The organism is Burkholderia pyrrocinia, from assembly GCF_001028665.1.
Classification (GTDB): Bacteria; Pseudomonadota; Gammaproteobacteria; order Burkholderiales; family Burkholderiaceae; genus Burkholderia; species Burkholderia pyrrocinia.
Genome location: NZ_CP011504.1, coordinates 2,997,037 through 3,012,772, shown reverse-complemented (window position 1 = coordinate 3,012,772; position 15,736 = coordinate 2,997,037). Strand labels below are relative to the sequence as shown.

Here is a 15,736-nt window from a genome sequence, read left to right as displayed (position 1 = left end):
GCGAGCATCACGTCAACCGGCCTGCGTGGCGCGCACCGTTCGCGCGGCATTCACCGCGCGGATTTCCACGACAGGCGGCCCGCCGTCTGCATCCCGAATCTTCCCGGCAGTGTCCAGCGGAACGAGCGCGACGCGCACCGGCGTACCGGGTGCGAGATGAAACCAGTCGTCGCGCGGCATGAAACCCGGCGCGTCGATCTGCACGTGACGCGCGACGTGCCGCGTATCGATGTCGACGTGCCATGTATCGCCGGTGCGCGACACGCACGCTTCGATCCCGAGTTCGCGCCGCGCCAGCACGGCCGGATGCGTGCGGGACGGGAAATGAAACGCCTGCGACAGTTGCGTGCCGTCGTCGGCGCGCAGCGTCGCGACGACGGTGTCGTGTTCGCAGGGCCCGAAACGATACGCATAGGTCCAGTCGAAGAACCGGCCGAGCAGTTCGGCCGAGCCGATCCGCACCGTGTCGTGCGCGGCGATCCGCACCGGGCAGCCGGCCCGTGCGACCGGCGTGCGGCCGTCGCGCAGCGCGACCAGCTCGACGGCCGCCGACAGCGGCGCCGGGCGTTCGTTGACCACGTGCACGTCGAGCCCGTTCAAGCCTTCGTCGACGAGCAGCACCTGCACGGGCTGCAGCACCTGGCGCAGCGCATGCCACGCCGATTTCGGCCGGTGCGTGGCGTCGATCACCCCCCACCCGGCGCCGGGCATCACGTCCTGGAACTGCCACACGAGCGCACCGGCGCAGCGCGAGCCGGTGCGCCGCCATTCGGAGAACGTCTCGCGCATCACGTCCGCGATCGCGGCCCTCGACAGCTCGAAGTAGCGTGCCGGATCCTCGCGGCGCAGCCGGTCGGGCGCGACGTCGTACAGCGTCTGCAGATAGTGGTCGCGAATGTCCTCGAAATCCCACGACGTGCCGGGGTCGCGCGGCACGGCCGCCTTCCAGCGCGGCTCGTGCACGCCCGGCCAGCCGAGGCTGGCGAGCGTCGCATCGCACGGCACGTTCGCGAACGCGAGGCATTCGCTCGCGAAGCGCACGTCCGCGCGGCGCGCGTCGTCGAGCGGGCGCAGGTACGCACCGACGCCGTAGTAGTGCGACACGCGTTCGCGCGGCGCGAACGGCAGCACGCCGCCGTCGGGCGAATCGGGCACGTACGGGACGTCGGGCCGGCGCGCGGCCGCATGGCCGGCCAGCCGTTCGGCGGTCAGCTCGAGGAAGCGTTGCTTCGGCCCGAGGCCCGACATCGCCGCCTGTTGCGCGATCTCGCTGCCGCCGCACAGCACTGCGAGCGACGGCGACGCGCCGTGGCGTGCGAGGAATTGATTCGCTTCACGGTCGACGTTGTCTGCGAACGCGGGATCGTCGAGCGCGTGATCGAAGTTCGCGAACATGAAATCCTGCCACACCAGCAGCCCGAGCCGGTCGCACCACGCGTGGAATGCGTCGGCCTCGTAGGTCATCGTGCCGCCGACGCGGATCATGTTGAAGCCCGCGTCGCGCGCGAGCCCGAGCAGGCGGCCGTAGGTCGCGTCGTCCGCATGCAGCGCGAGCGGCGCGGCGCTGCTCCAGCATGCGCCGCGCGCGAACACGGGCACGCCGTTGATGCGCAGCCCGAAACCCTTGCCGTCGGCGCCGGCATCGATCTCGATCGTGCGGAAGCCGGTCGAGCCGAGCGGCCGCCGTTCGTCGCCGATATGCAGCGTGATCTCGTACAGCGCCGGCTCGCCGTGCGTATGCGGCCACCAGCGGCGCACGTTGGGCACTGGGACGCTCGCGCGCAAACGGTCGGCGCCGGCGCGTTCGAGCGTCGCCTGGTGTTCGCCGCACGACAGTCGTGCCGCGAGTGCGTCGGGCAACGGCGCGGCAAATGTCAGTTCCGCATCGAGCCAGCCCGTGTCGCCTTCGATGCGCGCACGCAGGTCGCAATCGACCGGCACGAAGCCGTCGGCCGGGTCGAGTACGTCGACGGGGCGCCACGGGCCGGCCGGCACGTACGGCGGAAACCAGCCGGGCATGTGCCCGAACAGCGACGTGCGGACCGTGCGCAGCGTCGCCGGCTCGGCGAGCCGCGTGCGCCAGCGCGCACGGCGCGGCGCGCGCGCGTCGCGCAGGTGCGGCGCGAGCGCGCGGAAGCAGAGGGTCAGCCGGTGCGTGCCGTCGAGCGACACGGGAACGTCGTGTGCGACGAACATGCTGTCGGAGCGGAGGATCGGCGTGTCGTCGAGCCACGCCTGCGCGAGCGTCGCGAGCCCGTGAAAGCGCAGCACGCGCGGCCCGCGCCCGCGCAGTTCGATCCGGTACCAGTGGTCGCGTTCGTCGAGCGACGCCGCTTCGTCGAGCCGGCCGGCCAGCGCGAGCGCCTGCGCGACCGTGCCGGGCACGGGTGCCGCGATCCAGCCGTCGCCGGCGGCCGGGAGCTCGCGCGGTTCCTGCGCGGCGCCCGCGGCCGTCGCCAGCATCGACCACGCGGGCAGGGTACGCGCGCGCGTCACCGCATGGCCGGCACGGGCGCCGCGTCGCTGCGCGCGGGCGTCACGTGCCGCAGCGGCGAGCCGATCTGCCGCGCGCAGGCAACGAGGTCGACGTAGGCGGCCCCGATCGCTTCGAGCGTCGAATCGCCGCGTTCCTCCTTGCCGCGTGCGCAGGCGCGCGCGAGCCGGAACTCCAGCACCATCGCTTCGGACGCGATGCGGTCGCACGCGGCGCGGATCTCGGCGAACGGCCCGACGCAGCCGCTGGCCTGCAGCCAGCGCGCGTAATGGCCGAACAGTTCGAAATTCGCGCCGAGCTGCCGCACCGAATTGAACGAGTACGCATGGAAGTGTTCGAGCGGCGCATCGGCGAGCGTCTTCGCATCGGTCTGCAACTGCCGCCGGAATGCCGCGATCGGATCGACGACCGGCAGGCGCCGCAGGTGGCGCTGCAGCGCGGCGAGCGATGCGTCGCAGAGCACGCGCTCGTCGAGCGGCGCAAAGCGCCGCTTCGCGATTTCGACGTACGGCGGCAGCGTCATCGGCGAACTGCCGCCGACGAGCCCGTTGTAGTCGAAATCCTCGGCCACGTAATAACCGCTGTTGTGGAAATAGCCGATCTGGTGTTTCGCGCGATCGATCGCGTCGATGCCGATCGTCGTCTTCGTGTGCTGCGTGCGATAGCTGCTGCCGCGCGTGTCGGGCAGGAACCACGCGTCGACCTCGACGATCATCAGGTGACCGCGCGCGACCTGCGTTTCGATGTGCTGGTCGAGCGGCTCGTAGATCGAGTGCTCCTGCACGACGATCCCGTAGAGCCGCTCCAGTTCGTCGTGCGGAAACTTGAAGAACGTGAACTGGTCGCCCTCGAAATCGAGCGCGATCGTAAACGGCAGCGCCGCATACGGATTGAAGCCCCACCAGCGGAGCACCTCGAGCCACATGTCGACGTAGCAGTTGGTCTGCTTCCAGACCATCTCCTGACTGTGCAGCGGGTGCGGCCGGTAATGACGCGCACGATGGCGCACGGCGTCGAACGACGCGTCTTCGCCGTCGCGGGACACGAACCTCATCGCGTCCCCCACAGCACGTCGCGGACGTCGCGCGGCCACGCGTCGATATCGAAGCCGTGGTGGCGGAACAGCGCGAGAGTGAGCCGTTCGAGGCCGAAGCCGACGCAGCCCGTGTGCGCGACGTCGCCCGTCGCGGTGCGGATGTCCCACAGCAGCCCGAAATGATCCATGTGGTAGTTGAAGCTCAGGCATGCCGTCTGCCGGTCGTCGTGCTCGATCGGGATCAGCAGCTCGAACTTCAGGTTCTGCTCGCGCTGGCTGTTCGCGACGATCTTGCCGCCGCGCCCGAAGAACGGGTCGTTCGCGAGATCGATCGCGTTCGGCAGGCGCAGCGCGTCGATCATCCGCGTGCCGCGCTCGATCCACGTCTCGCGGAACGCGACGATCTGCTCGGGCGTGCCGATCCGCACGTATTCGCGCATCCGGAACAACTGCATCCGGGTCGGGTCGAGCGACGGCTCGTGGCGGAAGCAGTACGAGAACACGTCGACGATCCGGCCGTCGCCGGGTAGCGCGCCCGCGCGTGCGACGACCGGATAGACCGGGTAGCACGCGGCCGGCGTCATCACGACGTAGGTCGGCTTCTGGTTTTCCGTCCAGTCGTCGCCGCGATCGAGGCACTGCAGCAGGCGCTGGTGCTGGTGCTCGTCGCCGCAGAACGCATGCACGCTGCCCGCGAGCTGCGGGAAGCTCTTCATGTATTCGCTGCGCTCGAACTCCAGGCGGCTCATCGCCGGCGGGAAGCGCAGCACTTCGGCCTGCTGGTCGGCGCCGAGGCGCGTGACGAACGCGTCGAGCGCTTCGACGACGCGCTCGAACCGCTCGCTGCGGCCGAACAGGCCCTGGATGCCGGTCGAGACCAGCAGGCCGGCGTCGATCAACTCGTCGCGCAGCGGGTTGACGCCCGCGCGGTCGAGCGGCGCGTCGGCGGGAGTGGGGGCGGTGGAGGGCACGGCGAGGCGATCGTTCACGAATGTTTCTCCAGCGTCGCAGGACGCAGCGCGAGCAGCAGGCTCGCAGTGTTGGCGGCAATGCGGTCGTTGCTGATCATCAGCGGCGCCGCGTGCAGGTCGCGAATGTGGCGGCCGATGCTGAACGGCGTGCCTTGCTTGTAGCCGGCCATCCCGCAGATCATCATTGCCTGTTGCGCGACTTCGAGTGCCGTGGTCGACACGTAGGTCTTCAGCGTGTTGATCTCGGCGGCCCAGGCCATGCCGGCCGACCACGATCGGGCCGACGTATTCGCGTGGAGGCGCAGCACGGTGTCGACGCGGGCCTGCATCGCCTGCATCAGCTCGAGCGATTCGGCGATGCGCCGCGACGCGGGCGACGGCGCGCCGTCGGTCTGGCGTGCCTGCGCGCGGAAGAACTGGTGTGCGCGATGGAATGCGTCGCCGGCCACGCCGATCCAGACCGCGGCCCACAGGATGTGCGAGACCGGCACCATCGTGTCTTCGGCGATCTTCGCGAACGGCACCGGCAGGCACTGAACGGCGGCGCCCTGTGCGTCGAGCACGAAGCCGTTGCTGCACGTGCCGCGCATCCCGAGCGTGTCCCATTCGCCGCGGCGCGTGAGCGTATAACCGTCGCGCAGCAGCGTGACGAGCACCTGTTCGGAAGCCGGCGCGTCCGCGTCGCGTCGCGCGGTCGCGAGGATGCCGTCGGCGTAGTCGCCGTACGAGATCGTCGGCGCGGATTTGCGCAGCCGGAACTCGCCGCCGCTGGTTTCGAGCGCGCACTGGCTCACGCGCAGGTTGCCGCCGACGCCGTCTTCCGACGTGGCCGACGCGAGCAGCCACTGGTGGCGCACGAGCTGCTGCAGGAACAGCTTGTGCCAGCCCTGGTCGACGGCGTGGTTGACGATGCAGGCGACCTGGATCTGGTGCATCGCGAACACCATCGCCGACGATGCGCAGGCCTGGCCGAGGATCGAGCAGGCCGAAGCGATCTCTTCCAGCGTCGCGCCCGCGCCGCCGAGATGGGCCGGCACCATCGCGCCCAGCAACCGGCGTGCGCGCATCGCCTCGATCGCCTCGACGGGGCAGCGCGCGTCGCGGTCGACCGCATCCGCGTGCTGCGCGGCGATCTGTGCGACGGCGTGCGCGGCCTCGTCGAGCCGATGCGATTCGCTGTCGGCCGCGAGTTCGGGGAGCAGCGCGCTCATGCGGAGTGCTCGCTGCGTTGCAGCGTGGCGATCGTGTCCGCGAGTGCGTCGATGCTGCGGAACAGGTTGCGGTTCAGCATCTCGTCGGGAATCTCGATGTTGAACTGCTTCTCGATCGCGAGCATCAACTGGATCGTATCGAGCGACGAGAGGCCTGCTTCGTAGAGGTCGTCCCCGTCGCCGATCGAATCGATCGCGGCTTCGAGGTGGGCGACGTGTTTGAGGATGGTTCTGATTTCGTTTTTCACGTGCGGCTCCGGCGTGCGTGGTGTCGTCCGCTCGGGCAGACGCGCGCATTGCGCTGACATCCCCCCGGCAGTCCGGCATCAGTAGACCATTCGCACGCACGGCGTTCTGTTCGCCACCCTACAAACCGCTAACCCCGCACGCAGGCGCCGCACGAATCGGCGCGGCAATCAGGCACGCGATGCGGCCGGCACGCCCGAGTCGGCCGACAGGATGCGCTTCATCTCGTCGCGCACGATCGCGCGGCAGCCGCACGACATCTTCTCGAGGCCGTCGAGGTCGGCGAGCTCGATCGAGCTTCGGTATTGGCGGATCAGGCCGAGCTTCTGGATTTCGCCGGCGGCGTCCGTGACCGTTTCCCGCCGCACGCCGAGCATCTGCGCCAGCATGCTGTGCGTGACCTGGATCTCGATGCTGCGCGTGCGGTCGTACGCCAGCAGGAACCATCTGCATAACTGATGTTTGAGCACGTGATGACGGCTGCAGAACGTGATCTGCGAGACCTGCGCCATCAGCAGCCGCACGCAGACGAACACGAGATGGCGGATCACCGGCGACACGTCGAACGCGGCCGCGAACACGCGCCGGTCGAGCCGGTAGACGAAGCCGTCGCGGCAGGCGACGGCACGGCACGGCATGTGGCCGCTGCCGCCGATCACGTCGTCGCACACCACGCTTTCGCTGCCGATCTCCGCGACTTCCAGCGTCATGCCGCCGGACGACACGTACTGCAGCGAAATCGCCGTCGTGACGGGCAGGTAGACCGCGGCGAGCATTTCGCCGGGTTCGCACAGCACTTGCCCCGATTTCAGGTGAACGAGTTGGAGGTGGGGAACCAGCGTGGCGAGTTCGTCGCGATCGACGGCCGCGAGAAAGCGGTTCGCATCGAAGCTGTGGGAAAGCTCGATCATGCCGTTCGCGTGCGCGACGGCGTCGGGGGCCTGGTGAGTCACGGCGCATCCTCGTTGGGTGGCGGTCACGCGTCGTCGCGGCGATACCCCGGAAAAGGGAATTTCGCACGCTCGTGCGGACTTGTGTTCATCGAAAATCGAATGACGATGCTGCGGAAAGGCTAGCACGCAATTGAATTCAACCAATTGCACATTGCGTCATTTCACAAAGTTTGACGATTTTGATTCGATGCAAACGTTATCCGGATTTAATGATTCATTTTCGAGAAATTAATCATCCTGGAGCGGAATGACAGGCGGGTCAGCCATTCAATGTCGATCGGGAATCAATCGGTCGAAGCCGTGCATCGTACAGGGAAAGTGCCGAAAGACCATTGAACATTATTTGACAAATAAACGGAGAGTGCATGATTGTTCAATTGGATCAATGACTTGTGAGCGATGTGTGCGGCGGGTGACAAAGCCTGAATTTAGTGAGCCGATTCAAATTTGAGACAGTTTCAAACGACCGTGTGAAGCGTGGAGGCGCTGTCACATGTTGTCCGGCACATCACGGAAACAATTGAAAATCGACTGTAAGTATATGACCGATAAGCCTCGCGGCACCGCTGCGGCGGCTTCGATTCGCTGCGTGAATTGGTCAGGCGAAAGCCGTGCTGTGTCCGTCGCGCGGAAGAGTGTCCGGAAATGAGACGTTTTTCGAGTTTTAGGCGGGTTATTCGGTCGATCTAAATCGGACGTGATTCATATATTAAGGATGGGCGGGTATTGGCACGTAAATCGCTTATTCGGGCTGGCGTGTCGAAACGGGACGGTCGACTCAATCCAGCGGCAAAAGCCGATGGTCGGTCGGATTCAGGGTTGTGGGCCGCAACCGCTGCCTACGTCCGGGCGCGCATCGCGATAACGAGTTCCGTGCATGCGGCTGCAGGCGGCGCGGACGATAAAAGGGATACAGACATGCTTCATCTTCACTCGAGCTACTCGGCGAATGCCATCCTCGATGCCCTCCCGGAGGACAGCATCCGCACCATCGCACCGCATCTCGAACTGGTCAGGATCAAGGCCGGCATGCTCGACCGGGTCGGCGAGCCGATGCGCCATCTGCATTTCCCGACGACGGCAATGATGTCGGTGCAGCACCTGATGGAGGACGGCGCGATGGTCGAGGTGGCGGTGGTCGGCCGCGAAGGCGTGGTCGGGCTTGGCACGCTGGTCGGTGGTGTCGCGGCGTCGAACCGGGTCGAGGTGCGCATCGGCGGCATGGCCTATCGCGTGCCGACCTGCGTGATGCGCGCCGAATTCGAGCGGTCGCCCGAGACTTACCGGCTGCTGCTCAACTACTGCCAGGCGACGATGGCGCAGATCTCGCGCAGCGCGCTGTGCAACCGGCATCACTCGGTCAGCGAGCAGCTCAGCCGTTGGCTGCTGCTGGTGCACGACCGTATCGACGGCGACGAGCTGACTGTCACGCAGCAGACGATCGCGAACATGCTCGGCGTGCGGCGCGAGGGCGTGACGGAAGCGGCCGGCAACCTGCAGGAAGCCGGGCTGATCCGCCAGCGCCGCGGCCGCATCACGCTGCTCGACCGCGACGGCCTCGAACATCACGCGTGCGAATGCTACGACCTGATCCGCGCCGACTATCGCAGGTTGCTCGGCACGCGCGGGAATGCGCGGCCGATGCCGGTGCGCCCCCGCATGCCGGACGCACGTTGCGGATTCCCGGCACATGGTGCGTGACGATGCAGTCGGTGTCCGGTGGAGCGAATACGATGCGGCGTGCCGCGATCGCGGCGACCGACGTCGTGCTCGTGCTGGCAGGGGCGCTCGCGGCGCAGGCGGCGTCGGGCCTGGCGTGGCGCGAGCTGTCCGATGCGCAGCGCGGGGCGATCGCGCTGCTGTGCGTGTTGACCGCGGCGCTGCTGCCGCGTTACCTGCGCACCGTGCGCGGCGGCGTGGCGCCGCATGGCGGCACACACGTACTGACGCAGACGATGGTGGCCGTCGTCTGCGCGAGCGTGCTGACGGTGGCCGGCACGATGTGGATCATGAACCGCGGCGGCACGGTCACGACACGCTGGATCGTGCGCACGGTGCTGGCCGGCGATGCGGCGCTGCTGCTCGGCCGCGCCGCGCTGCTGGCGCTCGCGCTGACGCGTGACGACCCGCGCACGCGGCAGCGCCGCGTGGCCGTCGTCGGCGCAACCGCGTACGGGCGCGTGGCGATCGAGCGGATGCAGCTCGCATCGAATGGCCCGTTCGTGGCGGCCTGCGTCTTCGACGACGATGCGCCGGCTGCCGCGGGCGGCATCGGCGGCGTGCCGGTGATCGACGACTGGAACGCGTTGCGCGACATGATTCGCGGCGGCGAGATCGACGAGGTATGGCTGACGCTGCCGATGTCGCACGAGTGGCGGATCCAGCGCATCGTGCGCGAGCTGCGCGACGAATTCGTCGAGCTGCGGCTGCTGCCCGACGTGCGGCAGATGGCAGTCGTCGATCGTTCGGCGACCGACGTGCTCGGCATGCCGGCGATCAATCTCGCGACCACGCCGCGCTCCGCGCCGGAGCTGTGGGCGAAGTTCGCGTTCGACCGGCTGTTCGCGGTCGGCGTGCTGATTCCGTTGCTGCCGCTGCTGTCGATGCTGGCGATCGCAGTCAAGCTGTCGTCGCCGGGGCCCGTGCTGTTCAGGCAGCGTCGCAAGGGCGTCGACGGCCGCGAGTTCGACATCCTGAAGTTCAGGACGATGCGCGTGCATCGCGTCCAGCCGGGCGTCCTGCGGCAGGCGTCGCGCAACGATTCGCGCATCACGCGCGTCGGCGCGTTCCTGCGGCGCACGTCGCTCGACGAGCTGCCGCAGTTCTTCAACGTGCTGTTCGGGCAGATGTCGGTCGTCGGCCCGCGTCCGCACGCGATCGAGCACGACGACTTCTATCGGCAACTGATCGACTGCTACATGTACCGCTACCGCGTGCGGCCCGGCATCACCGGATGGGCACAGGTGAACGGCTATCGCGGCGAGACGCGCAAGGTCGAGGCGATGGCCGCACGCGTGAAGTTCGATCTGTTCTACATGCAGAACTGGAGCTTCTGGTTCGACATGAAGATCATCCTGTTGACGGTCGTGCGCGGCTTCATCGGGCGCAACGCATTCTGAGGATCGCGAATCGTCCGGAAAGCGCTGCGTTGTGCGGTCGAACGTACCGACCGGATCGCGGGCGGCGGACACACTGACGGCACAGCAGCATCCCGCGTAACGGGGTGTCCGGCGGCGCGCAAGCGCGCCGCAGCCATCGGAACAGTCACGATCATGTCAACGTCGATTCGGGAGCGAAGCGTACCTGCGTTGCAGGAAGCGCGCGCGGAGCGGGGCGTCGGCACAGCCGCGCACACCACGCGGTTGCACCGCCTCGCAATCAACGGAAAATTCACTGCGCAGCGCATGACGGGCGTTCAGCGGGTGGCATACGAACTGACGGCCGAACTAGCACGCCTCGCGAACGCCGACGATGCGCCGGCGCTCGTCGTGCCGTCCGATCACGATCCGGCGGCATTGCCGGCCGGCGCACGGTCGCAGACCTCCGATCGCCGGCACGGTGCGCTCTGGGAACAATGGACGCTGCCGCGCACGACGCGCGGCCGGACCTTGCTGAGCCTGTGCAACATCGGGCCGCTGGCGAAGCGCGATCAATTGCTGATGATTCATGATGCGGCGATTTTCGATCTGCCGGCCGGTTATTCGCTCGCGTTCCGTCTGTGGTATCGCTTCGCGTTCTCGATCCTGAAGCGGCGCGCACGCCATATCGTGACGGTCTCGCATTTTTCGCGGGCGCGGCTGGCCGCGCGGCTTGGCGTGCCGCCTGCACTCCTGTCGGTCGTGCCGGGCGCAGTCGATCATATCGACCGGATCGATGCCGACCCCGCCGTGCTGTCGCGGCTGAATCTGGAGACGGACCACTACGTGCTGTTCGTCGGGTCGCTCGCGCCCGGCAAGAATCTCGTGCGAGCGCTTGCCGCGATCGCGCTGATGCGCGAGTCGCACCCGATGTTGCGCTTCGTGATCGCGGGCGGCGCCAATGCGAAGATCTTCGGCGCACGGGCGGCCGGCTTGCGCGAAGACGACCCGTACATCACGTGGGCCGGCTACGTGACCGACGGCGAACTGAAGGCGCTGTACGAGCACGCCGGCTGCTTCGTCTTTCCATCGTTGTACGAAGGGTTCGGGCTGCCGCCGCTCGAGGCGATGCGGTGCGGCTGCCCCGTCGTCGTGTCGCACGAGGGCGCACTCCCGGAAGTCTGCAGCGGCGCGGCGCTGTTCTGCGATGCGTATTCGCCGCCGGATATCGCGGCGTCGATCGCGCGCGTGATGGACGATCCCGAACTGCGAGCGCGGCTGCGCACGATGGGCCGCGAGCACGCACGGCGTTATAGCTGGCAGCGCTCGGCGCGCGCGTTGCTCGACATCGTTCGTGCCGATGCCTGACATGCGATGACGCAACGTTGCGCCGCGTATCGGGCGATTTCTGCGGCGCTTGCGTCAGACGAATCCGGTGAGGCCGCGTTTTCGTGTCGGTCCCCAGTTTCCGCACGCATGCGGCGAGCGCCGCGTGTCGCGCTGATTCCGGTCAACACACGCGTGTTCAATGGGTTTATCCTGCGTCGAATGCATCCGGCGCTTCGTGCGTCCGGGCGCACATCCGGGCGCGGCGGCGCCGGTCGTGTCTGCCCGCCGCGCACCGGCGCGACACCGCGCGCCATACTTTCCGCGCGGAACCCGGAACAGGAGAGACGGCCATGGCGCTCGACCAACAACAACGGCAGACGCTGCAACAGCGGCTGAAAGAGAGCGAGCAGACGCTGCGTGCGGAAATCCGCACGAGCGAAGACCAGCGCGCGTCGGAATCCTATGCGGACCTTGCCGGCGCGTCGCCGGACGAGGGCGACGAGGCGAACGCGGATCTGTTCGTCGACGTCGATCATGCATTGATCGGCATGAAGCTGACCGAACTGCGCGCGATCGGGCGCGCACAACTGCGGATGCGCGACGGCAGCTACGGCGAGTGCATCGATTGCGATGCGCCGGTCGGTTATGAGCGCCTGCTCGCGCGCCCGGCGGCCGAACGCTGCACGCATTGCCAGTCGGTCTACGAACGACGCTACGCGACGACGCCGCGCGCATCGCTCTGACGTCGCGATCCCGCCTTCGCGCTGCACGGCCGGCGTAGGATGAAGAACGGGCGCCCGGCGGCGTCGACATGCGGCGCCGGGCGGGCAGACGCCGTCGCGCACGCGTGCGGCGCCATCCACGTGGAAGGGAGCCACGCCGATCATGCCGATCCACAACGCCGAGTGCGCGGCCGTGTTCGCCGAGATCGCGGACATGCTCGAGATCCAGGGCGCCAATCCGTTCCGCGTGCGTGCGTACCGCAACGCCGCACGGACGATCGCCGACTACGGGCGCGATATCCCGACGATGATCGCCAACGGCGACGACCTCGGGAAGATTCCGTCGATCGGCCCCGATCTCGCGGCGAAGCTGCGCGAGATCGCCGCGACCGGCACCTGCGAACTGCAGCAAACGCTGCGCCACGCGCTGCCGGGCGCGATCGTCGAGCTGCTCGACGTGCCGGGGCTCGGCGCGAAGCGCGTGAAGGCGCTGCATGATGCGCTGCACATCGATTCGCTCGAACAGCTTCGCGTCGAAGCGAAAAGCGGGCACGTGCGCGAGCTGCCGGGCTTCGGCGCGAAAACCGAAGCGCATCTGCTCGAAGCGATCGACGATCGCCTGCAGCGCGAACCGCAGCGCTTCCTGCTGCCCGATGCCGCACAAGCGCTGACGCAGTTGCTCGAACGCCTGCGCGCGGTCGCAGGCGTCGGCAAGGCCGTGCCGGCCGGCAGTTTTCGCCGCCGCCGCGAGACGGTCGGCGATCTCGACATTCTCGTCACCGCACGCGATCCGGTTGCGGTCGCCGACGTGTTCGTCGGCTACGGCAAGGTGGCGCGCGTGCTCGCGCACGGCAAGACGAAGTCGAGCGTCGTGCTCGACAGCGGGTTGCAGGTCGACCTGCGCGTGGTCGACGCCGATGCGTTCGGCGCGGCGCTTGTCTACTTCACCGGATCGAAGGCGCACAACATCGCGCTGCGCAGGATCGCGCAGGCCGGCGGGCTGAAGATCAACGAATACGGCGTGTTTCGCGGTGACGAGCGGATTGCCGGCACAACGGAGGCGTCGGTCTACGCCGCAATCGGGCTGCACGACGTGCCGCCCGAGCTGCGCGAGAATCGCGGCGAGATCGACGCATCGCGCGCCGGCACGCTGCCGGCGCTGGTCGAGCGCAAGCACATTCACGGCGACCTGCATGCGCATACGAATGCATCGGCCGGCCGCGACAGCCTGCGTGCGATGGCCGACGCGGCGCGCGCACGCGGGCTTGCGTACCTGGCCGTCACCGACCGCGCACCGCCTGCCGGCGGCGGCCGCAACGGCTTCGAATGGCTCGTGCGGCAGCTCGACGAGATCGATCGCGTCAATGCGTCGTTCGACGATTTCGTGCTGCTCAAGGGCGTGGAAGCCGGCATTCGCAAGGACGGCAGCCTCGACGTGCCCGACGCGATGCTCGGCCGGCTCGATCTCGTCGTCGGCGCGGTACGCGATGGCTTCGACCTGTCGCGCGCCGCTCAGACCGACCGCATGCTGCGCGCGATGGATCATCCGCATTTCACGATACTCGCGCACCCGACCGGCCGCGTGCTCGGCGAGCGCGACCCATGCGAACTCGACGTGCCGCGCGTGATCGCGCAGGCTGCGGCGCGCGGCTGCTTCGTCGAACTCGATGCGCAGCCGCGGCGGCTCGACCTGCCGGACATCTGGTGCCGCGAGGCCGCGAAGGCCGGCGTGCCGGTCGCGATCGGCTCGGATGCGTGCAGCGCGGACGAACTCGACAACCTCGCGTACGGCGTCGATCAGGCGCGACGCGGCTGGCTCACGCGGCCGGACGTGCTCAACACGCGCACGCTCGCGCAACTGAGGCCATTGCTGGCGCGCACGATGTAGGGCCTGTTCCCGCTATTAACGGGCTTGCGCTGGCCCCCAGAAGGGCCAAGCGCAAGGAATGCGACGAAGCGAATACTCGACGTATTCGCGAGGAGCATGACGCGGCGATCGGCCCTTCTGGGGGCCAGCCCCACGAATGAATTTTTCCAAACAGGGGAACGTGCGTTGCCGGCCGTATTGCGGCGTCGATCGTCGCTTGTTTGGCTCGGCCAAACGGCGCTCCTCGCTCCTTGCACTACGACCGGCAACGCACGTTCGCAAGCCCGTTATTAGCGGGAACAGGCCCTGGGGCGGCGGGTCGAAGCGGAGCCGCTCGAAGCGCGCGTGAGGGCGGCCGGCGGCGCGTGCGTCACGCGCCACCGTGCGCTCGACATCGAGCCGGCGTCGTCATGCGAGCACGCCGGCGGCCGGCACATAAGGCAGGCCGAGCGCCAGCGCGACCGCCTCGTACGTGATGCGCCCGTCGCAGACGTTCAGGCCCGCGCGCAGATGCGGATCGTCGGCCATCGCCTGTTTCCAGCCCTTGTCGGCGAGCGCGAGCGCATGCCCGAGCGTCGCGTTGTTCAGCGCGAAGGTCGACGTGCGCGCGACCGCGCCGGGCATGTTCGCGACGCAGTAGTGCACGACGCCGTCGACGACGAAGGTCGGGTCCGCGTGCGTTGTCGCATGCGATGTCTCGAAGCATCCGCCCTGGTCGATCGCGACGTCGACGACGACGGCACCCGTGCGCATCGTCGCGATCATGTCGCGCGTGACGAGCCGCGGCGCCGATGCGCCGGGCACGAGCACGGCGCCGATCACGACGTCGGCATCGCGCACGGCTTCGTCGATCGTCTGCGCATTCGAGCAGACGGTCGTGATCCGGTTGGCGAAGACGAGGTCGAGCTGGCGCAGGCGGTTCACGTTGTTGTCGAGCACGGTGACGCGCGCGCCGAGGCCGACCGCCATCTGCAGCGCACCGGTACCCACCACGCCCGCGCCGAGCACGACCACATGTGCGGCCGGCACGCCGGGCACGCCGGCCATCAGCAGGCCGCGGCCGCCGCGCGGGCTTTCGAGGTGGGTCGCCGCGACCTGGATCGACATGCGTCCCGCCACTTCGCTCATCGGCGCGAGCAGCGGCAGGCCGCCGCCGGGCCCCGTCACGGTTTCGTAGGCGATGCAGACGGCGCCGGACTTCACGAGCGCGGCCGCCTGTTCGGGATCGGGCGCGAGATGCAGGTACGTGTAGAGAATCTGCCCGCGCCGCAGCATCGCGCATTCGGCCAGCTGCGGCTCCTTGACCTTGATGATCATGTCGGCGCGCGCGAAGATTTCGTCGGCGCCGTCGCAGAGCGACGCGCCCGCGGCCGTGTAGTCGTTGTCGAGCAGGCCGATCGCCGTGCCCGCGCCGCGCTGCACGAGCACGGTGTGGCCGTGCCGCGTGAGTTCGCGCGCGCTGGCCGGCGTGAGGCCGACGCGGTATTCGTGGTTCTTGATCTCCTTCGGCACACCGATCAGCATGAGTCGCCTCCATGGCCTTCGTTATCGTTGTCGTGCAGGTGCGCCGCGCGGCGAACGATGCACGTGCGGCCGGTTGCGCAGGGGCATGCCGACCGCAGTACTGGAATACCAGCGTAGTAGTGCGCGGAGGGAAGTCAAGCGGGCGGCCGGCGTGACGATGCCTGCGCATTGCACCGCAGCACGCGCCGCGGCGAGTTGCGACCGGACGTCGCAATGCACGCACTGGCGGGTTTCGGTATCGTCATGCGTGTCGCGGGCCGGGGCCGCGTGCCGGAACCCTTCCGGCAAAACAACGAGACAACGAGA

General features: G+C 68.1%; 12 protein-coding genes. 5 read left to right on the top strand and 7 right to left on the bottom strand.

Annotated features, from left to right (window positions below):
* Positions 1 to 12 precede the first annotated feature (12 nt).
* The 6 genes from ABD05_RS29480 to ABD05_RS29455 form a co-directional block, all read right to left on the bottom strand.
* Entirely contained in the window at positions 13 to 2,463 is a 2,451-nt protein-coding gene (locus tag ABD05_RS29480) for a glycoside hydrolase family 2 protein (protein ID WP_420796366.1), read from the bottom strand.
* A gap of 29 nt (positions 2,464 to 2,492) precedes the next feature.
* Complete coding sequence (locus ABD05_RS29475) at positions 2,493 to 3,548, bottom strand: DUF1839 family protein (protein WP_047903886.1); 1,056 nt, start codon at positions 3,546 to 3,548, stop codon at positions 2,493 to 2,495.
* Positions 3,545 to 4,519, bottom strand: a complete 975-nt coding sequence (locus tag ABD05_RS29470; protein WP_047903459.1) for an amino acid--[acyl-carrier-protein] ligase — start codon at positions 4,517 to 4,519, stop codon at positions 3,545 to 3,547. Before ABD05_RS29470 ends, ABD05_RS29475 begins: the two co-directional genes overlap by 4 nt.
* Positions 4,516 to 5,712 carry an acyl-CoA dehydrogenase family protein gene (locus ABD05_RS29465; RefSeq protein WP_047903458.1) on the bottom strand — a complete coding sequence of 399 codons (1,197 nt, stop codon included), beginning with the start codon at positions 5,710 to 5,712 and terminating at the stop codon, positions 4,516 to 4,518. The genes ABD05_RS29470 and ABD05_RS29465 overlap by 4 nt, the downstream gene beginning before the upstream one ends.
* Positions 5,709 to 5,960 carry an acyl carrier protein gene (locus tag ABD05_RS29460; RefSeq protein WP_047903457.1) on the bottom strand — a complete coding sequence of 84 codons (252 nt, stop codon included), beginning with the start codon at positions 5,958 to 5,960 and terminating at the stop codon, positions 5,709 to 5,711. Before ABD05_RS29460 ends, ABD05_RS29465 begins: the two co-directional genes overlap by 4 nt.
* Positions 5,961 to 6,128: 168 nt before the next feature.
* Positions 6,129 to 6,911: a Crp/Fnr family transcriptional regulator gene (locus ABD05_RS29455; RefSeq protein WP_175804786.1), complete on the bottom strand. Its 783-nt coding sequence runs from the start codon at positions 6,909 to 6,911 to the stop codon at positions 6,129 to 6,131.
* 918 nt (positions 6,912 to 7,829) lie between these two features.
* Between ABD05_RS29455 and ABD05_RS29450 the strand changes: the two genes are divergently transcribed.
* The 5 genes from ABD05_RS29450 to polX all read left to right on the top strand — a co-directional run bounded on the left by ABD05_RS29450 (position 7,830) and on the right by polX (position 13,927).
* On the top strand, positions 7,830 to 8,612 hold the full coding sequence (locus ABD05_RS29450; RefSeq protein ID WP_047903455.1) for a Crp/Fnr family transcriptional regulator: 783 nt from the start codon (positions 7,830 to 7,832) through the stop codon (positions 8,610 to 8,612).
* A gap of 32 nt (positions 8,613 to 8,644) precedes the next feature.
* Positions 8,645 to 10,030: an undecaprenyl-phosphate glucose phosphotransferase gene (locus ABD05_RS29445; protein WP_047903885.1), complete on the top strand. Its 1,386-nt coding sequence runs from the start codon at positions 8,645 to 8,647 to the stop codon at positions 10,028 to 10,030.
* A 285-nt stretch (positions 10,031 to 10,315) separates the two neighbouring features.
* Positions 10,316 to 11,356: a glycosyltransferase family 4 protein gene (locus ABD05_RS29440; protein WP_238594147.1), complete on the top strand. Its 1,041-nt coding sequence runs from the start codon at positions 10,316 to 10,318 to the stop codon at positions 11,354 to 11,356.
* A gap of 311 nt (positions 11,357 to 11,667) precedes the next feature.
* The gene (locus ABD05_RS29435) at positions 11,668 to 12,060 is read left to right on the top strand and encodes a TraR/DksA family transcriptional regulator (RefSeq protein WP_047903453.1); all 393 of its coding nucleotides are present in this window, start codon (positions 11,668 to 11,670) and stop codon (positions 12,058 to 12,060) included.
* A gap of 142 nt (positions 12,061 to 12,202) precedes the next feature.
* Positions 12,203 to 13,927: a DNA polymerase/3'-5' exonuclease PolX gene (polX, locus tag ABD05_RS29430; RefSeq protein WP_047903452.1), complete on the top strand. Its 1,725-nt coding sequence runs from the start codon at positions 12,203 to 12,205 to the stop codon at positions 13,925 to 13,927.
* Between the two features lie 387 nt (positions 13,928 to 14,314).
* Here polX and ald read toward each other — a convergent pair whose 3' ends face one another.
* Positions 14,315 to 15,430: an alanine dehydrogenase gene (gene ald, locus ABD05_RS29425; protein ID WP_047903451.1), complete on the bottom strand. Its 1,116-nt coding sequence runs from the start codon at positions 15,428 to 15,430 to the stop codon at positions 14,315 to 14,317.
* Positions 15,431 to 15,736 lie beyond the last annotated feature (306 nt).